Raw genomic sequence first — 16,808 nt, 5'->3', positions numbered from 1 at the left:
GCAATGCGTGAAACGGAAGTATAGGCATCCCGGCGCCATTTCATGCATAAACGGCGCCTGGGCGCCCCCGAGGCTCTTAGTTTCCCGTCAGCGGATTGTCCCTAGAATGCCGGATCCGGCCCAGGCCGCAAAATCCCTCCCACCCCTTCCATGCCCGCCCCCGACTCCCCCAGTCCGCTTACCCGTCCCGCCTTCCTGCATTTCCTCTGCGCCCGCGTGGGCGCGTCGCTGGCCTTCCAGATCGTGTCCGTCGCGGTGGGCTGGCAGATCTACGAACTGTCCGGCAGCGCGCTGGACCTGGGCCTGATCGGGCTGGCGCAATTCCTGCCCATGGCGGCGCTGACGCTGGTGGTCGGCCACGTGGCCGACCGCTACGACCGCCGCAAGATCGTGGCTATCTGCATGGCCATCGAGGCCCTGGCCACGCTGACGCTGGCGGCGGCCGCGCTCCATGGCCTGGGCGGCAGGCCGCTGATCTACGCCACGCTCATCGTCATGAGTTCGGCGCGCGCCTTCGAGGCGCCCACCCTCACCACGCTGATTCCCGCCATCGTGCCGCGCGCCTGGCTGCCGCGCGCCACCGCGCTGTCGTCCTCGGGCGGCCAGATCGCGCAGATCGCCGGGCCCGCGCTGGGCGGCGTCGGCTACGGCCTGGGCGCGGGCTGGATCTACTGCGTGGCCGCCGCGATGTACCTGACCGCCTTCGCCTCCATCGCCAGCATGGCCATCGACCGCGCGCCCCCGCGCAAGGAACCGACCACCTGGCGCACGCTGTTCGCGGGCATCACTTTCATCTTCCAGCGCCGCCTGCTGCTGGGCACCCTGTCGCTGGACCTGTTCGCCGTGCTACTGGGTGGCGCCACCGCGCTGCTGCCCATCTTCGCCAAGGACATCCTGAACGCCGGCCCCTGGGCGCTGGGCGCGCTGCGCGCCGCCCCCGCCTGCGGCGCCATGCTCATGTCCCTCACGCTGGCGCGGCTGAGCCTGGGCGAGCACGTGGGACGGCTGCTGTTCGGCGCGCTGATCCTGTTCGGCCTTGCCACCACCGTGTTCGGCCTGTCCACCTCGATCCCGCTGTCGGTGGGCGCGCTGGTCGTACTGGGCGCAGCCGATTCCATCAGCGTGGTGGTGCGGTCCTCGCTGGTGCAACTGAATACGCCCGACCATATGCTGGGCCGGGTCAGCGCGGTCAACACGCTGTTCGTCAGCGCCTCCAACCAGCTTGGCGAATTCGAGTCCGGCATGCTCGCCGCCCTGGTCGGCGCGGTGCCCGCAGTGGTGATCGGCGGCGTCGGCACCGTGGCGGTAGCGGGGCTGTGGATGTGGTGGTTCCCCGAACTGCGCAAGCTGCGCACGCTGACCCCGGCATGACACCGCCGCGGAGCCGGCGACGGAGTCAGTCTCCTCCCGCTTGCACCCGGGCCGCCGGCACCGCGCCAGCCGCGGGCGCGCTCCCCATCAAACGCGCAAACAGCAGGTAACTGACGGCCACCGCCACCAGGTTGTAGATCGTGGCCCAGGCCAACGCATGGCCATAGCGCTGCGCGCGCCCCGCGTCCAGCAGATCGGGCGACCCGATCGCGGCAAATAGCACCACGCCCACCACCGCCACGCCGACGGTGGTACCGGTCAGCTGCATGGTGGACGAGATGCCCGACCCCATGCCCGCGTCTTCCGCCCGCACCGCCCCCAGCACGGCGTTGAACGCCAGCGGGATCACAATGCCCTGGCCCGCGCCATTGAGCACCAGCGCCGCCACGATCAGCGTCATATTGGCCACGTCCAGTATCGCGCCGGCCGCCGATAGCGCGATGCCCGCGCCAAACACCAGGACGCCCAGCAGCAGCGCGCGGCGGCCCAGCCATTCCGCTAGCCGCGGACCGCTGAGCGAGGCGGCAAAGAACGCCAAGGCCGACGGTGTGAATACCGCTCCCGCGGCAAGCGGGCTCAATTCCAGCCCGAACTGCAGCAGCATGGTCAGCGACAGAAAAAACGAACTGATCGCCGAAAAGAACAGGAACACCGCGCTCACGCCCGTCACGAAGCGGCGATTGGCAAACAGGGCCATCTCGATCAGCGGCACGCCGCCGCGCCGGGACAGCCTGAGCTCATGGCGCACGAAGGCGGCCAGTACCGGCACCGCCGCTGCGGGGCCGGCGTAGGACCACCAGGGCCAGCCGTGGTCGTGGCCCAGCATGATGGGCACAAGCAGCAGGAACAGGCCCAGCGCCGCCAGCAGGGCGCCGGCCACGTCGAGCCGGCTGGAGACGGACGCGCGCGTCTCGGGGATGCAGAGCCGGGCCGCCAGCATCGCGGCCAGCCCGATGGGCAGGTTGATGAGGAAAATCGTGCGCCAGCCCAGGCCGGCATAATCCTGCTCGATCAGGAACCCGCCCGCGAGCTGCGATATGGTCGCCGCCACGCCCTGGACCGCGCCCATCGCGCCGAAGGCCCGCGCGCGGCTGGCGCCGTCGAACATGACGCGGATAGAGGCCAGCACCTGCGGCATCAGCAGCGCGGCCGCGGCGCCCTGGATCACGCGCCCGCCAATTAGAATCCCGGGACCGGGGGCCAGCCCGCAGATCAGCGAAGAGGCCGTGAACAGCCCCATGCCCCACAGGAAAATGCGGCGGCGGCCGAACAGGTCGCCCAGCCGCGCGCCGATGATCAGCAGCACGGCCAGCGCGGCATCGTAGGCGACGATAACCAGGTGGACCTGCGAGAAACTCGCGCCCAGCCGCGTTTGCAGGCTGGGCAGCGATACATTGACGATGAAGAGGTCGAGAATGATGAGGAAATTCGCCGAAAGCAGGGCAGCCAGGGCGAACCAGCGGCCCGCGCCGGATGAAGGGGTATCGGTCATGTTGTTGGCCCGAAGAGTGGCAAGGATTAATATACGTACGATCGTATATTAAATTGAAGGATCGCATCGTGACAAGCGAGGACGGACTTATGGTTGAAACGGATCGCCGCCGCCTCCGGGGCGAAAAGGCGCGCGCCGGGGTATTGGCCCATTCGGCGCGCATCGCATCGGTCGAAGGGCTGGAAGGGCTGACGTTCGGCCGCCTGGCCACCGAGGCGGGCGTGGCCAAGGGCAACATCCAGGTGCTGTTCGGCGACAAGGAAGCCTTGCAGCTGGCCACGCTGGAAAGCGCGGTGGACCTCTACCGCGTGGCGGTGGTGGCGCCCGCGCTGGCCCTCGCCAGCCCCGGCGAGCGGCTGCGCGCGCTGGTCGCCGGCTGGTTCCAGTTCGTGCAGGAGCGCAGCCTGCCCGGCGGCTGTTTCCTCACGGCGGCCAGCAGCGAATACCGCAGCCGGCCCGGCGCGATCCGCGACCGCGTGAACCAGCATCGGAACGAGGCGCGCGAACGCTTCGAAACGCTCGCGCGCGAGGCCGTCGCGGCGAAGGAACTGCCGGCCGCCACGGACCCGGCCAGGCTGGCGTTCGATCTGCTGGCCTACCAGGCCATCGCCAACGTGGCCGCGTCGATGGGCGACGCGGCGCAGTTCACGATGGCGCGGGAACGTTCGCTGGAAATCGTCTCCGCGAAATAGGACGGACCGCCCCCACGGCCCTCTCCGCGCCGCCGGCCAAAATTGATACAATAGGAATCATTATCATTACATTCAAAGCCTGACGACGCGCCCGGCCCGCCCGCCGCGCGGCGGACATGGTTCCAGGGGCATCATGGGGGAGCGTTTCTTCGGCGCGATCGCCGAGGCGTACAAAGCGTGGAACGCGGAACTGACCGGTTTCCTGAACCGCCAGCTCAAGCGCTCGCCGGATACCGCCCAGGACCTGGCGCAGGAAGCCTTCGCCAAATGGCTGGCGGCCAGCAATGGCGCCGAGCCGCCGCAAAAACCCCGCGCCTATCTCTACGAAATCGCCCGCAATCTGCTGCGCGACCACTGGCGCCGCGAAGGCGTACGCGGCGAGCACCTGGCCGCCAGCCTGGACGACCAGGCATTCGCGCCGCAAGCGGGCAGCCTGGCCGCCGACCCGGGGATGCAGCCCGAGGCGCGCGCCGACGTGAACCAGCGCCTGCGGATGCTGCAGGCCGCCATCGACGCCATGCCCCCGCGCCAGCGCGAGGCCTTCCTGCTTTATCGGTATGATGAATTGCGTTGCGAGGAGATCGCCGACCGCATGGGCATTTCGCTGCGGGCGGTGGAAAAGCACCTGCAACTGGCCTTGGCGCACTGCAAGCGCCACGTGCACGGCGAAGCATCATGACCCGATCCCGTCCCCTGTCTCCCATCGAAGAGGCCGCAAGCGCATGGTTTATGCGCCGCCGCGAGCGCGCGTCCGACGCGGACGCCGAACAGGCGTTCCAGGCATGGCTGGCGGAATCGCCGCGGCACAGGCAGGAGTACGAGCGCCTGGCCCAGGTCTGGGAAGACATGGCTTCCCTGCCGCGCCCGGCCGCGGCGCCGGCCAGGGCCCCTGCGCCGCCCCGGCCCGCGCGCCGGCCGGCCTTGCTGCGCTGGAGCGGGGCGCTGGCCGCCCTGGTGCTGATCGCCGGCGCGGCCTACCAGTACCTGCCCGTCAGCTATGAATCGGTCGCCAACGCGTCCACCCAGACCCGCAGCCTGGACATGCCCGACGGCACCCGGGTGCACGCCAATGTCGGCACCCGCGTCAGCGTGCGCTACACGCTGGCCGAACGGCGCATCGACATCGACGGCGGCGAGGTCTACATCGACGCCGCCTCCGATCGCCGCCCCCTCGTCGTGTCCGCCGGCGGCGCCGAGCTGCGCGACATCGGCACCGAATTCAACGTGCTGCTGCTGCCCGACACGCTGCAGGTGGGCGTGCGCAGCGGGCAGGTGATGCTGGACGCCAGCGGCGCGGACGGCCCGAAGGAGCACACGCTGCGGGCCGGCGACACCGTGCTGCTGGCGCGCGCCGGCGGCCATCTGCTGGGCCGCCAGCAGGTGGCGCCCGGCGAGATCGGAGCCTGGCAGGATGGCGTGGCGGTCGTCCACGATGCCACCCTGCAGCAGCTGGCCGGCTACCTGGCCCTGTACCGCGACGCGCCGGTGCGTTTCGCCGACGAGCGCGCCCGCGGCCTGCGCCTGTCCGGCACGCTGGACCTGCGCCATCCCGAGGCCTTCCTGGACACGCTGCCCGGCCTGCTGCCCGTGACGCTGAACCGCCGCCCCGACGGCTCGGCGGTGATCGCCAGCCGCTGAACCCTGCCCGCCTCGAATTGCGAATAATTTTTCTTTCGGACGTACGGGTTCCGGCGCCTGGCGCGTCTTCCCCGATGAAGATCCACTTCTTGACTGGGGAAAGTCCATGGCGCAAGGCCATTTCCGTTGCCGGCAGACCGCCGGCCGTTACGCGCTGCTGTGCGCGCTGTCGATGAGCGCCGCGCTGGCGGCCCAGGCGTTCGCGCCGTCCACGGCCCACGCCCAGGGCGCGGCCGCCCAGGCCTTCGACCTGCCTGCCGGCAGCCTGACCGATGCGCTGGTGGCGCTGGGCCGCCAGGCGCAGGTGCAGGTGCTGTTCAGCCCCGACACGGTGGCGGGCCTGCGAGCGCCCGCCGTGTCGGGCAGGATGAGCGCGCAAGCCGCCCTGGACCGCCTGCTGGCGAAGAGCGGCCTGGTCGCGGTGCCCAGCGCCACGGGCTTCGTGGTGCGCTTCCCGGCGGCCTCCACGGCCGCCGACGCGACGACGCTGGCGCCGGTCACGGTCACCGGCAGCGGTCTCGCCGTCACCGAAGGCACGGGCTCCTACACCTCGTCCGCCGTCACCCTGGGCAAGAACGCGCAAAGCCTGCGCCAGATCCCGCAGTCTGTTTCCGTGGTCACGCGCCAGCTGCTGGACGACCAGAACCTGGTGAACCTGGACGATGCCATGCGCACCGTGACCGGCATCACGGTGGAAGCGGGCAGCATCGGCGGCAACCACGGCAACTTCTATTCGCGCGGCTACGCGCTGGACACCATCCAGGTGGACGGCGTGAACACGCCCGCCAGCACCGGCAACGACCTGAGCTCGGGTTTCGGCCTGGCCATCTACGACCACATCGAGGTGCTGCGCGGCCCCTCCGGCCTGTTCCAGGGCGCGGGCGACCCCGGCGGCACCGTCAACCTGGTGCGCAAGCGCGCAATGAAGGACTTCGCCTTCAGCGGGCAGGTGATGACGGGATCCTGGGACCGCTACTACGCCGAGGCCGACATCACCGGCCCGCTGGACAGCGATGGCCGACTGCGCGGCCGACTGGTCGCGTCCTATGACGACCGGCGCTCCTTCGTCGACGGCGTCTACACCGAAAAGCCCCTGTTCTACGGCACCCTGAGCTTCGACCTGACGCCCGACACCGTGCTGACCGCCGGCGCCACCTACCAGCAGTACAAGGGCCGCCCCTTCTTCGGCCTGCCCGGCTACGAGGACGGCCAATTGCTGGACGTGCGCCGCTCCACCAACCTGGATCCCAGCTGGAACCACATCACCGAAGAGATCACCGAGTACTTCGCCGACGTGGAACACCGGCTGTCCAACGGCGGCCGCATCAAGGTCAGCGGCGTCTACCGCGAACAGGACGAGCCCAGCCGCGAATTCGGCTGGTCCGACTGCGCGGTGGACCCGGTCACCGGCGACACCTGCCTGGTTTCGTGGAAATACCGCAGCCACTGGAAAACCTACGGCCTGGACGCCTTCGTCGCCACGCCGTTCCAGGCCTTCGGCCGCGAGCACGAGTTGATCGTGGGCGCCGACTACCGCAATATCCACAAGAATTTCCGCTACGGCGGCGGCGACAACGCCGACATCAACCTGTACCACCCCGACAACGATGTCCCCAAGCCGGACTACGAATTCACCAACGGCAACGACAGCAAGACCGACCAGTACGGCCTGTATGCGCGCACCAATCTGCGAGTGGCCGACGCGGCCACCATCATCGCCGGCGGCCGCTTCACCTGGTGGGAAAACCGCACCCAGAACCGCAACGCCTACTTCAACCAGTTCACCGACACCAGCGACAAGATCAATGGCAAGTTCACGCCCTACCTCGGCCTGGTGGTGGACCTGAACGAACAGTTGTCGGCCTATGCCAGCTACACCAGCATCTTCACGCCGCAGACCACCACCGACGTCAACGGCCAGTTGCTGGACCCGCGCACCGGCAAGCAGTTCGAGATCGGCCTGAAGGGCGAGTTCCTGGACAAGCGGCTGAACGGCCATGCCGCGCTCTTCCGCATGGAAGACGAAAACCGCGCCATGACCGACCCGGACAATCCGCTCTTCTCCATGGCCGCGGGCAAGATGCGCAGCCAGGGCTTCGAGGCCGAAATCAGCGGCAGCCCGGCGCCGGGCTGGGACATCACGGCCGGCTACGCCTACACCACCACCAAGACCCTGAAGGGCACGGAAGAGCAGAAGTCGCAGCAATACGCCTTCATCACGCCGCGCCACACCTTCAACCTATGGACGAAGTACACCTTCGCCACGGGGTCGCTGGAAGGCCTGTCGCTGGGCGCGGGCGTGCGCAGCGTCAGCAGCATGTACCGCCTGAACGGCCCGGTGAAATTCGAGCAGCGCCCCTACACCACCGTGTCCGCGCAGGCCGGCTACCGCTTCAACAAGCACCTGGACGCCACCCTGACGGTGAACAACCTGTTCGACAAGGTCTATTACCAGCGCGTATGGGCGGCCTACGGCTCGAACTACTACGGCGAGCCGCGAAGCGTGATGCTGAACCTGCGGGCGACGTACTGAACATCGCGCCGGAACGCGCAGCCGCCATGCGCCTTGCGGCGCGGCGGCATCAGGGCTCGCAGGGAATCAGGTGTTGTCTTTCACGGTAGGCGTGGGCCCGTTGGCCTTGACGGACGCAACGCCTTTGTCCCGCGCCGCCGCGCTCGAATACATCTCGCTGCGGCCGATGGCCTGGCCGTTCGCCGCGCTCAACGTGAAATAGGGCGAGCCGTCGCTGGCCGTCTTGAGCTGGTATCTCGCGTCGACCTGCGAGTTCTGACGGACCGATGCGATGCCATCCTGAGCGCTCGCCTTGGTGGTGTATCGCTCGCTGGTAAGAATGACTTCGTTGTTTCCGGCTTTCAGGTTGAACATGTACTGATCGCCGCTGCGCTTCAAATCGTAGTAACCACTCATAGAAATCTCCAATATTTGGCATGGTCTAGGAATTGGCCGGTACTGCGATGCGCACACTTGAACGCCGGCTGATCATAATTCATGCATTGTGATCTGGAAATACATGCTCCATGCGGAGTGTTTTCATTATTCCCAAATGCCATAGTCCTCCTCGACCGGCAGCGCGCCGAGGACATCAAGAAAATCGTGGGGACCTCAGGAAAAATCGGGCATATAAATCCAGTTCAATATGGCGCCGGAGCGCTATTGTCCGACGGCAAAGTGTTGGACATTCGCATCACGAAAAATTTTCTTTCACCTCGGTAACTCTCGATAGTTATCTAAATAACTGCAAAGCAATGCGAAGTTTGCAGTCATTGTGAGCTAGGATGAATTCGTGTCCTCTCAAGGAAACCCATCATGGCTCCTACTTCGCAAAAACCGCTTGCCCTCAAGTCGGTACGCCCCAATGTCATGGAGGTCGAGTACGGCGCATTTCGTGGCTACGTGGACGTTATCGATCACTCGCCGCAGACACCCGTGTGCAAAACGCACTTCTGCCGCACCGTCTGGCCATCCCGGGACATGGCCGAACAGCAGGCGATGGAACTGGCGCGTGGCCTCCAGCGCGCGCGCGGGCTGGGCGCGTCCCGCGCCGTATTGCTCGCCGCCAGCCTGAGCGACGCGACCACCGGCCGCAAGCCGCTGGAGTTCGTGCCCGTCAGCCTGGTCAAACAGCAACCCACGGTACCGGTAGTCAAGCGCCATCTGCGGCTGGTGGCCTGAGCCGTCGCTCTGCCGCAAACAGCTAGCGGGGCGTCCCGCGAATATCGCGCCAGGTGCCAGACTACAATTTCCCGGCATTTTGCTTGCGAAACGGTAGTCTGCCCCCCCCCCCTAATAGACACGTCCACGCGTCATGAAAACAATAGAAGGCGCGACCTTCAAGCTGGCCTTCGACAAGGGCAACGCGCAGTTCCGCGATCTGCACGTTCACGATTGCGCCTTCGACAATTGCAGCCTCTCGATGGTGAAGTACCCCGGCCGCATGTCGCGTGTACAAAACGTCCGGCTGTCCAAGTGCCGCGCCGTCAACTCGATGATCAAACCCTGCGTCTTCGACGACGTGGTGGTGGAAGACCTGTCCACCAACCCCATCCTGCTGGGCTTGCGCTGCCTGGGCGTGCCCTTGCATCTGATCAAGCGCGACCCGCAGACGCAGATCATCCTGGACAAGCAGGGCCGCTACCCGGGCCACCAGGCCCTGGATAAAAGCTTTGCGCAAGCCTTCCCGCTTGCCGACAGCGTGCTGCGGGGCTTCGATGCGTCAGACGAACCCTCTCTGCTGCTGGCCGCCTCGCTCGCCGCGCCCAAGGCCCGGCGCGAGGAAGAGAAAGGCGCCATTGCCGAGCTGAGAAGGCTGGGGTTTGTGGAGGAATGAGCGATCCGGCGCGGATTCGGCATCGACAAGTCAGGCAGGGAGTAGACTGGTCGCCCGTCTACCCGTATCGAGTCCACCTCCATGCTAGTCAAAGCCCTGCGTGTCGGCCTGGGTCAAATGATCGTGCTTGGCGACGCCCTCACGCGTCCGCGCCCGCAACAGCGTTCAGCCCAAGGCCAGGCCACCGTCAATGACGAAGCCGCCAGGCTATCGCTCTACCAATTCCACGCCTGCCCGTTCTGCGTCAAGACCCGGCGCGCTATCCACAAACTGAATGCACCGATCGCGCTGCGCGACGCCAAGGGCGATCCAGAAGCGCGCGAGCAGCTGCTGGCGGGCGGCGGCAGGGTCAAAGTGCCATGCCTGCGCATCGACGCAGCGGACGGCACGCGCTGGATGTACGAATCCAACGACATCATCGCCTATCTTGAACAACGCTTCGCCAATGTGGCCTGACGGCAATCCACCGGCATGATGCGCCTGCTTCGCCTGTTCGCCATCACCCTGGGCACAGCCAGCGCGCTGGCCGGCTGCGACTCCTCGCTGGCGCCCGCGCCGCCAGGATCGGCACTCAATGCCGAAGCCATCGCCACACGCGACACGCCGCCGGAGCTGCAATTCAAGGGCATGCTGGCGGGCCAGCCCATGCACCTGCTGGCCCACGACTGCAAGGTGTACAAGGTCGAGCCGGCCGAAGGCGAGAACGTGACGTGGACCCTGGTGCTGGAAGGCGAGTTCTATCCGCTGCCGACCCGCTGCATCCACCAATCGCTGACCGAGAGCAAGGGCGTGGTGACCGCGTTCATCGGGCGGCAGGCGTTCGGGGCGGGAGGGTGCTGCACCGGGACGCCGGAGTACCGGTCAAAGGATGGGATTAGCTGGAAGCCGCGCTAGATGACGCGCGTGCCGTCTTAGCTTCATGTCAACGCCGCGCGGCCGCGGCTTAACGTAGCGCCGCGACATCGACCGAGGTCGCTGCACAAGCCTCCACCAGTTCCGCGTCATGGCTGGCAAACAGCACCACGCGATCCTTGCCCCAGGCCCTGAACAGCTCGGCCAACACCGCGCGCCCCTGCGCGTCGAACCCATTGCTAGGCCCATCCGCGATCACCACCGCCGGATCCCCCAGGGCCGCCGCCGTCACAAACACCTTGCGGCGCGTCCCGGTAGACATCTGTTCAAACCGCTTGTCCAGGTGCGGCTCCAGCCCCAGGTCATGGGCCAGCTCCAGCGTGGCCTCGTCCAGCGCCACGTTCTTTTCAGCAGCAACCTGTTCCAGCAGCCCGCGCCCGGTCTGCGTGGGAAACGCGAGGCAGTTGTCGGGCACGTAGGCCAGGCGGGCCTTGGCTTGCTGGGGCGCGAGGACCATGGAATGCCCGTCGATCCAGACGTCCCCACTATCGGGCGCAATGGTGCCCGCGATGATGCCTAGGAGGCTGGATTTTCCGGTGCTGTCTTCTTCGCATAGCGCCACGCACCCGGGGGTGAAGGAGTGGGTCAGGCCCTGGAAGACGAGATGGTCGCCGTAGCGTTTGCTGAGCTTGTCGATTCGTAGCATGCGGGAAGTTTACGCAGGAACGCGCAGGTCGGCACGGCTTGCGTGCCATTACGCCTTCGCGGGGGCCGGGGGTTTCATCCACCCATGCTCGCCCACGGGGTATTCACGCCGACTTTCACCAGATAAAACTTTGTTGCGCTGCAACTTTACCCGCGCCGCGCGGCTTTCTTATCTTGTATCCCTGTTCTCTTTTTCCCGCCGCCTGCCCCATGCCCACCCTGGATTCCGCCGTTGTTTCCTCTACGAAAAAGACTTGCCGCGTGCTGGCAAGCCTGTCGGACCGGCGCATCCACCGGCTGACGGATATCGCCCAGCATGCTGGCCTGGACATCTCCACGGCGCTGCGCATTCTGAAGGACCTGGAATCCGAGGGTTTCGTAGAGCGAGACCCCGAGAGCAAGCATTACATGCTTGGCCCGCAGGTATACGCCATGCACCACGCCATGGTCGACGGGCTGGATCTGCGCGGGCTGGCGCGGCCGGCGCTGATCCGGCTGGCGCGGCGGTTCGGGGATACGGTGATTCTGTCGATGCCGGTGGGCTGGGAGTCGGTGTGCGTGGACCTGTGCTTCGGCGATTACCCGATACGGGCGAACTACCTTGAGGTGGGCAGCCGCCGGCCGCTGGGGGTGGGCGCCGGTAGCCTGGCGTTGCTGTCGGCGCTGGACGAGGACGAGGCGCAAGCGCTCTTGCCGCTGGTGCGCGAGCGGCTGGCGGCGCGGTATCCGCGGTTCCCGGCCGAGGCGCTGGACGCGGCGGCGCGGCGGGCGCGCGAACTGGGGCACGCGATGCTGCTGGATGTGGTGGTGGAAAAGATGGGCGGGCTGGGCGTGGCGGTGCGAGGGCCGAGCGGCCGCGCGATCGGGGCGCTCAGCGTGGCCGCCTTGAACGAACGTATCGAGCCTCGCGAGCAAGAGCTGGCGCAGGCCCTGGCAGAGGAGGCGCGCGCGATCGAACGCGCGTGGATGCCGCATGCTTGAGCGCACGGACAACACTAGCCTGGCGCATGCCTATATGCAGGGCGCGGCGGTGACGCGCTTTGGCCGGCATGAGGGGCGCGGCGCGCTGGACCTGATGGCCGAGGCGGCCGAGGCCGCCCTTGAGCACGCCGGACTCGCCCGCCAGCGCGGCGCCATCGATGGCGTGCTGTGCGGTTATGCCACGACCTTTCCGCATCTGATGCTGGCCAGCCTCCTGAGCGAGAAGCTGGGGCTGGATCCGCACTACGCGCACGGCATGCAGATGGGCGGGGCGACGGGGGCCGGCATGGTGATGCTGGCACGCGAGTTGGTGCGCGCGGGCACTTGCCGTCGGGTGCTGGTGGTGGCGGGAGAGAACCGCCTGACTGGGCAGGCGGTGGACGCGTCCATACAAACGCTGGCGCAGGTGGGCGAGGCGGACGTGGAGGTGCCCAATGGGGCGTCGGTGCCGGCGTATTACGCGCTGCTGGCGTCGGCCTATATGCATGCCACCGGCACGCGACGGGAGGATCTGGCCCAGCTGGCGGTGCTGATGCGCCGGAACGCGGGCGGGCATCCGCTGGCGCAGCTGCGCGAGCCCATCAGCGTGCAGTCCGTGCTGGACTCCAAGCCGATCGCGACGCCGCTGCATTTGCTGGACTGCTGCCCGATTTCCGATGGCGCGGTGGCGCTGGTGGTGGGCGCGGACGAAGGGCCCGTGCGCATTACCGGAGCCGGCCAGGCGCACCGCCACCAGCATCTGTCGGCCATGCGCGACGTGATGGACACGGGCGCGGCACGCGCCGCCGGGCGGGCGCTGGCGCAGGCGGGCGTGGCGAACGCGGACATCGATTATCTGGCGATCTACGACTCGTTCACCATCACGCTGGCCATGCTGCTGGAAGAACTGGGTTTTGCGCCGCGCGGCGGCGCGGCCGGACGGGTGCGGCGCGGTGATTTCGATGCGGCGGGGCCGCTGCCGCTCAATACGCATGGAGGCCTGCTGTCGTTCGGGCATTCGGGCGTGGCGGGCGGGCTGGCGCACGTGGCGGAGGCCTGGACCCAGCTTGCGGGCCTGGCGGGTAGCCGGCAAGTTGCGCCGCGCAGGCGGGCGCTGGTGCACGCGGACGGCGGCGTGCTGTCGGCGCACGTGAGCCTGGTATTGCAGGCGGAGGACCAGGCATGAACGAACGGCATCCCCTGGATTTGCGACGCTGCGCGGATTGCGGCGCGTGGTGGGCGCTGCGCCCCTATGCCTGCGCGGCCTGCGGCGGCACGGACCTGCAATGGGCGCGCGCAAGCGGCGAGGGCGAGGTACTTGCGCACAGCACGGTGCACCGCGCGCCGGACGCCTCGTGGCGCGCGCTGGCCCCCTATGTGCTGGCGCTGGTGCGGCTGCGCGAGGGCGCGGTGCTGATGGGCCATGCCACGCCCGGCGTGGCGATCGGGCAGGCGGTATGCGCCCGCGATTTCGAGCACGGTGGCAACACCCTGCTTTGCTTCGAGGCGCGCCGGCCGCCGTGATGCACCGCCGGCAAGCGTAACCCCCTTCCAACCCACTGAAAAAAACGTCCCACCGAGGACGGAGGAGACACTCATGCCTGCAATTTCCGCATGGCGCGCGGCGCTGGCCGCTTTTACCCTGGCGGCGTGCTCGGCGCCGGGCCTGGCGCCGGCCGCGTCGGCCTGGCCGGAGAAGCCCGTGACGCTGGTGGTGCCGTATCCGCCTGGCGGCCCCACCGACATCGTGGCCCGCGTGGTGGCGCAGGGCCTGGGCGAGGCCCTGGGCCAGACGGTGATCGTGGACAACCGCTCGGGCGCGGGCGGCAATATCGGCGCCGACATGGTGGCCAAAAGCGCGCCGGACGGCTACACGCTGCTGCTGGCCACCACGGCGCACGCCATCAATATGTCCCTGTTCAAAAACCTGGGCTACGACACGCAGAAGAGCTTTGTTCCGGTGTCGCTGCTGACCAAGGGCCCGCTGGTCATCGTGACGCGGCCCGACCTGCCCGCGCACAGCGTGAGCGAACTCATCGCCCTGGCCAAGCAGCGCGCGGGCCAGCTGACGTTTGCATCCTCGGGCAACGGGCAATCCACCCATCTGTCGGCCGAGCTGTTCAACACCATGGCCGGCACGCGCATGGTGCATGTGCCGTATCGCGGCAGCGCCCCCGCGCTTACCGACGTGATGGGCGGACAGGCCGACCTGATGTTCGACACCATGCTGTCTTCCATGCCCTATGTGAAGGCCGGCAAGCTGCAGGCGCTGGCCATTACCGGCGCGCAGCGTTCGCCCGCCGCGCCGGATCTGCCCACGGTGGCGGAGGCGGGGCTGAAGAACTACGAAGCCACGGCATGGAACGGCCTGATGGCGCCGGCAGGCACGCCGCCCGCCGTGGTGCAAAAGCTGAGCGCGTCCTTGCAGCAGGTGCTGGGCCGGCCGGACGTGCAGCAGAAGTTCGCGGCGCAGGGTTTCGCGGCGGACTGGATGACGCCGGACGACACGCGCCGCTTCGTCAGCGACGAGGTGCGGAAATGGGCCGAGGTGGTGCGCGCCTCCGGGGCCACCGTCAATTGAAGGCGCGGGCCTCTACACATTGAAAGGAGTATTCATGGTTTCCGACAACCGCGACGCGGCCGCGCTGGACCGGCTGCTGGCCCCGGCATCGATCGCCATCGTGGGCGCGTCCGACAACCCCGACAAGATCGGCGGGCGGCCCATACATTACATGCGGCGCCACGGCTATGCGGGCACCTTGTACCCCATCAATCCGCAGCGCGCCGAAGTGCAGGGCGAGCGGGCGTGGCCCGACCTGGACGCGCTGCCCGCCGCCCCGGACCTGGCGATCGTGGCGGTGGCCGGCGAGCAGGCCGTGCAGGCCGTGGACCGCTGCGCGGCGCTGGGCGTGTCGGCCGCCATCGTGATCTCGGCGGGGTTCTCGGAGACCGGCGAAGCGGGCCGCCAGCGGCAGGACGCCATGACGGCGCGGGCGCGCGCGGCCGGCATGCGCATCGTGGGGCCGAATTCGCAGGGGCTGGCCAATTTCGGCAACGGCGCCATCGCGAGTTTCTCCACCATGTTCCTGGAGGTGGAACCGCAGGACGGCCCGGTGGCGGTCATCAGCCAGAGCGGCGGCATGTGCGCAATGGTGTATGGCCTGCTGCGCCAGCGCGGCGTGGGCGTGCGGCACGTGCACGCCACGGGCAACGAGGCCGATGTGACGGTGGCCGAGCTGGCCTGCGCGGCGCTGCGCGACCCCGAGGTGCGCATCGTGCTGCTGTACCTGGAGTCGCTGCGCGACGCCGGCGCGCTGGCCGAGGCGGCGGCGCTGGCGCGGGCGCGCAACGTGCCGTTGATCGCGGTGAAGGCGGGCCGTTCGGAGGCAGGCGCGCGCGCCGCCGCCTCGCACACGGGCGCGCTGGCCAATGAAGACCGCACGGTGGATGCCTTCTTTGCCCACCACGCCATTCTGCGGGCGCGCGACCCCCAGGAGCTGGTGCGCTACGCCGAGCTGGCGCTGCGCGGCCCGCTGCCGCAGGGGCCGCGCGTCGTGGTGGTGAGCAATTCGGGCGCGAGCTGCGTGCTGGCCGCCGACGCGGCGGTGGAGCGCGGCCTGGAGATCGCTCCGCTGGGCCAGGCCACGCAGGAAGAGCTGGGCCGGCGGCTGCCGGGCTTTGCCACCACGGGCAACCCGGTGGACATCACCGCCGCGCTGCTCTCGAACAACGGCCTGTTCGGCGAGGTGCTGCCGCCCATTTCGCGGGATCCCGCGGCCGATATGTTCCTGATCGACATCCCGGTGGCGGGCCGCGGCTACGACGTGGCGCGGTTCGCCTCGGACACCGCGTGCTTCGCGCAGGCCGCGGCCAAGCCGGTGGCGGTGGTGGCGTGGCAGGACAACGTCGCCGCCGCGTTCCGGGCGCACGGGGTGGCGGTCTACGCGGACGAGCAGCAGGCGGTGGAAGCGATGGCCGGCCTGTGGCGGCTGCATGCGCTGCGTGGCCGCACCATACCGGCCGCGCCCGAGGCGCGCCTGGATGCGCCGGCCGGCGCGCGGCCCGGCTTCCTGTCCGAAGCCGCCAGCCTGGCCTTGCTGGGCGCGCAGGGCATCGCCGTCGGCGAACACGCGCTATGTGCGGATGCCGATGCGGCGGTGGCTGCGTGGCGCCGGATGGGCGCGCCGGTGGCGCTGAAGGCGTGCTCGGCGCGCTTGCCGCACAAGTCCGAACACGGGTTGGTGGCGCTGGGCCTGAACGACGAGGCCGCGTTGCGCGACGCGCTGGCGCGGCAGGCGGACACGCTGGCCGCCCTGGGCGTGGACGACGCAAGCTGGATCGTGGCACGCATGCAGCGCGGCCTGCACGAGCTGGCGCTGGGCGTGCGCAACGACCCGGTATTCGGCCCCGTCGTGATGCTGGGCGCGGGCGGCAAATACGTGGAAGCGCTAGGCGACGTGGCGCTGCTGATGCCGCCTTTTGCGGCCGACGACGCGTTGGAGGCGCTGCGCGGCCTGCGCATCGGCAGGCTGCTGGCCGGCGTGCGCGGCGATCCCCCGGCCGATGTGCGGGCCGTGGCGGAGCAGGCGGCGCTCCTGGGCCGCTACGCGCTGGCGGCGGCCGGGCATGTGGCTTCCATCGACATCAACCCGGTGCTGGTGGGCGCGCAGGGCGAAGGCGCGGTGGCGCTGGACGCGCTGGTGGAATTGTCGGAAGGCGTGGACATGGCGGCGCGCCGCGCGGCCTGAG

General features: G+C 68.4%; 17 protein-coding genes. 14 read left to right on the top strand and 3 right to left on the bottom strand.

Going from position 1 to position 16,808, the window contains the following annotated elements; translation table 11 throughout:
* Positions 1 to 150 precede the first annotated feature (150 nt).
* A complete protein-coding gene (locus tag AGI3411_RS13415) occupies positions 151 to 1,371 on the top strand; it encodes an MFS transporter (RefSeq protein WP_129527860.1) in 1,221 nt (406 codons plus the stop codon).
* Between the two features lie 25 nt (positions 1,372 to 1,396).
* Here AGI3411_RS13415 and AGI3411_RS13410 read toward each other — a convergent pair whose 3' ends face one another.
* Positions 1,397 to 2,863: an MFS transporter gene (locus tag AGI3411_RS13410; protein WP_129527859.1), complete on the bottom strand. Its 1,467-nt coding sequence runs from the start codon at positions 2,861 to 2,863 to the stop codon at positions 1,397 to 1,399.
* 29 nt (positions 2,864 to 2,892) lie between these two features.
* Between AGI3411_RS13410 and AGI3411_RS13405 the strand changes: the two genes are divergently transcribed.
* The 4 genes from AGI3411_RS13405 to AGI3411_RS13390 all read left to right on the top strand — a co-directional run bounded on the left by AGI3411_RS13405 (position 2,893) and on the right by AGI3411_RS13390 (position 7,726).
* Positions 2,893 to 3,555, top strand: a complete 663-nt coding sequence (locus AGI3411_RS13405) for a TetR/AcrR family transcriptional regulator (RefSeq protein WP_425265345.1) — start codon at positions 2,893 to 2,895, stop codon at positions 3,553 to 3,555.
* 133 nt (positions 3,556 to 3,688) lie between these two features.
* Positions 3,689 to 4,234 carry an RNA polymerase sigma factor gene (locus AGI3411_RS13400; RefSeq protein ID WP_129527857.1) on the top strand — a complete coding sequence of 182 codons (546 nt, stop codon included), beginning with the start codon at positions 3,689 to 3,691 and terminating at the stop codon, positions 4,232 to 4,234.
* On the top strand, positions 4,231 to 5,193 hold the full coding sequence (locus AGI3411_RS13395) for a FecR family protein (RefSeq protein WP_129527856.1): 963 nt from the start codon (positions 4,231 to 4,233) through the stop codon (positions 5,191 to 5,193). The genes AGI3411_RS13400 and AGI3411_RS13395 overlap by 4 nt, the downstream gene beginning before the upstream one ends.
* A gap of 106 nt (positions 5,194 to 5,299) precedes the next feature.
* Positions 5,300 to 7,726, top strand: coding sequence for a TonB-dependent siderophore receptor (locus AGI3411_RS13390; protein WP_244240346.1), 2,427 nt, complete (start codon positions 5,300 to 5,302; stop codon positions 7,724 to 7,726).
* A 66-nt stretch (positions 7,727 to 7,792) separates the two neighbouring features.
* On the opposite strand, the gene AGI3411_RS13385 is transcribed toward AGI3411_RS13390, so the two are convergent.
* Positions 7,793 to 8,122 (bottom strand): YegP family protein, encoded by a 330-nt coding sequence (locus AGI3411_RS13385; protein WP_129527855.1) that lies wholly within the window; start codon positions 8,120 to 8,122, stop codon positions 7,793 to 7,795.
* Between the two features lie 399 nt (positions 8,123 to 8,521).
* Here AGI3411_RS13385 and AGI3411_RS13380 point away from each other — a divergent pair, with 399 nt between their 5' ends.
* The 4 genes from AGI3411_RS13380 (at position 8,522) to AGI3411_RS13365 (ending at position 10,436) form a co-directional block, all read left to right on the top strand.
* Entirely contained in the window at positions 8,522 to 8,887 is a 366-nt protein-coding gene (locus tag AGI3411_RS13380; RefSeq protein WP_129527854.1) for a hypothetical protein, read from the top strand.
* Between the two features lie 133 nt (positions 8,888 to 9,020).
* Complete coding sequence (locus tag AGI3411_RS13375; protein ID WP_129527853.1) at positions 9,021 to 9,542, top strand: hypothetical protein; 522 nt, start codon at positions 9,021 to 9,023, stop codon at positions 9,540 to 9,542.
* 81 nt (positions 9,543 to 9,623) lie between these two features.
* Positions 9,624 to 9,998 (top strand): glutaredoxin family protein, encoded by a 375-nt coding sequence (locus AGI3411_RS13370; protein WP_129527852.1) that lies wholly within the window; start codon positions 9,624 to 9,626, stop codon positions 9,996 to 9,998.
* 15 nt (positions 9,999 to 10,013) lie between these two features.
* Positions 10,014 to 10,436, top strand: coding sequence for a hypothetical protein (locus AGI3411_RS13365; protein WP_129527851.1), 423 nt, complete (start codon positions 10,014 to 10,016; stop codon positions 10,434 to 10,436).
* Positions 10,437 to 10,485: 49 nt separating this feature from the next.
* Here the strand turns inward: AGI3411_RS13365 and AGI3411_RS13360 are convergent, their stop codons facing one another.
* Complete coding sequence (locus AGI3411_RS13360; protein ID WP_129527850.1) at positions 10,486 to 11,100, bottom strand: ABC transporter ATP-binding protein; 615 nt, start codon at positions 11,098 to 11,100, stop codon at positions 10,486 to 10,488.
* Positions 11,101 to 11,309: 209 nt separating this feature from the next.
* On the opposite strand from AGI3411_RS13360, the gene AGI3411_RS13355 reads away from it, so the two are divergent.
* From AGI3411_RS13355 to AGI3411_RS13335, 5 genes are all read left to right on the top strand, one after another.
* On the top strand, positions 11,310 to 12,080 hold the full coding sequence (locus tag AGI3411_RS13355) for an IclR family transcriptional regulator (protein ID WP_129527849.1): 771 nt from the start codon (positions 11,310 to 11,312) through the stop codon (positions 12,078 to 12,080).
* Entirely contained in the window at positions 12,073 to 13,245 is a 1,173-nt protein-coding gene (locus AGI3411_RS13350; protein WP_129527848.1) for a thiolase family protein, read from the top strand. Before AGI3411_RS13355 ends, AGI3411_RS13350 begins: the two co-directional genes overlap by 8 nt.
* Positions 13,242 to 13,583, top strand: coding sequence for a Zn-ribbon domain-containing OB-fold protein (locus AGI3411_RS13345; protein WP_129527847.1), 342 nt, complete (start codon positions 13,242 to 13,244; stop codon positions 13,581 to 13,583). Before AGI3411_RS13350 ends, AGI3411_RS13345 begins: the two co-directional genes overlap by 4 nt.
* 73 nt (positions 13,584 to 13,656) lie before the next feature.
* Positions 13,657 to 14,640 carry a tripartite tricarboxylate transporter substrate binding protein gene (locus AGI3411_RS13340; RefSeq protein WP_129527846.1) on the top strand — a complete coding sequence of 328 codons (984 nt, stop codon included), beginning with the start codon at positions 13,657 to 13,659 and terminating at the stop codon, positions 14,638 to 14,640.
* A 34-nt stretch (positions 14,641 to 14,674) separates the two neighbouring features.
* The gene (locus tag AGI3411_RS13335; RefSeq protein WP_129527845.1) at positions 14,675 to 16,807 is read left to right on the top strand and encodes an acetate--CoA ligase family protein; all 2,133 of its coding nucleotides are present in this window, start codon (positions 14,675 to 14,677) and stop codon (positions 16,805 to 16,807) included.
* Position 16,808: the final 1 nt, after the last annotated feature.

The organism is Achromobacter agilis (genome assembly GCF_900496965.1).
Taxonomy (GTDB): Bacteria; Pseudomonadota; Gammaproteobacteria; order Burkholderiales; family Burkholderiaceae_B; genus Achromobacter; species Achromobacter agilis.
The sequence above is the reverse complement of the archived record's forward strand: the minus strand, read 5'-3'. Positions and strand labels throughout refer to the sequence as shown.

Coding starts and splice junctions, on each gene's coding strand:
- AGI3411_RS13365 (WP_129527851.1), top strand. CDS start 10,014: ATGATGCGCCTGCTTCGCCTGTTCGCCATCACCCTGGGCACAGCCAGC.
- AGI3411_RS13370 (WP_129527852.1), top strand. CDS start 9,624: ATGCTAGTCAAAGCCCTGCGTGTCGGCCTGGGTCAAATGATCGTGCTT.
- AGI3411_RS13400 (WP_129527857.1), top strand. CDS start 3,689: ATGGGGGAGCGTTTCTTCGGCGCGATCGCCGAGGCGTACAAAGCGTGG.
- AGI3411_RS13415 (WP_129527860.1), top strand. CDS start 151: ATGCCCGCCCCCGACTCCCCCAGTCCGCTTACCCGTCCCGCCTTCCTG.
- AGI3411_RS13390 (WP_244240346.1), top strand. CDS start 5,300: ATGGCGCAAGGCCATTTCCGTTGCCGGCAGACCGCCGGCCGTTACGCG.
- AGI3411_RS13335 (WP_129527845.1), top strand. CDS start 14,675: ATGGTTTCCGACAACCGCGACGCGGCCGCGCTGGACCGGCTGCTGGCC.
- AGI3411_RS13375 (WP_129527853.1), top strand. CDS start 9,021: ATGAAAACAATAGAAGGCGCGACCTTCAAGCTGGCCTTCGACAAGGGC.
- AGI3411_RS13410 (WP_129527859.1), bottom strand. CDS start 2,863: ATGACCGATACCCCTTCATCCGGCGCGGGCCGCTGGTTCGCCCTGGCT.
- AGI3411_RS13350 (WP_129527848.1), top strand. CDS start 12,073: ATGCTTGAGCGCACGGACAACACTAGCCTGGCGCATGCCTATATGCAG.
- AGI3411_RS13345 (WP_129527847.1), top strand. CDS start 13,242: ATGAACGAACGGCATCCCCTGGATTTGCGACGCTGCGCGGATTGCGGC.
- AGI3411_RS13355 (WP_129527849.1), top strand. CDS start 11,310: ATGCCCACCCTGGATTCCGCCGTTGTTTCCTCTACGAAAAAGACTTGC.
- AGI3411_RS13360 (WP_129527850.1), bottom strand. CDS start 11,100: ATGCTACGAATCGACAAGCTCAGCAAACGCTACGGCGACCATCTCGTC.
- AGI3411_RS13380 (WP_129527854.1), top strand. CDS start 8,522: ATGGCTCCTACTTCGCAAAAACCGCTTGCCCTCAAGTCGGTACGCCCC.
- AGI3411_RS13340 (WP_129527846.1), top strand. CDS start 13,657: ATGCCTGCAATTTCCGCATGGCGCGCGGCGCTGGCCGCTTTTACCCTG.
- AGI3411_RS13395 (WP_129527856.1), top strand. CDS start 4,231: ATGACCCGATCCCGTCCCCTGTCTCCCATCGAAGAGGCCGCAAGCGCA.
- AGI3411_RS13385 (WP_129527855.1), bottom strand. CDS start 8,122: ATGAGTGGTTACTACGATTTGAAGCGCAGCGGCGATCAGTACATGTTC.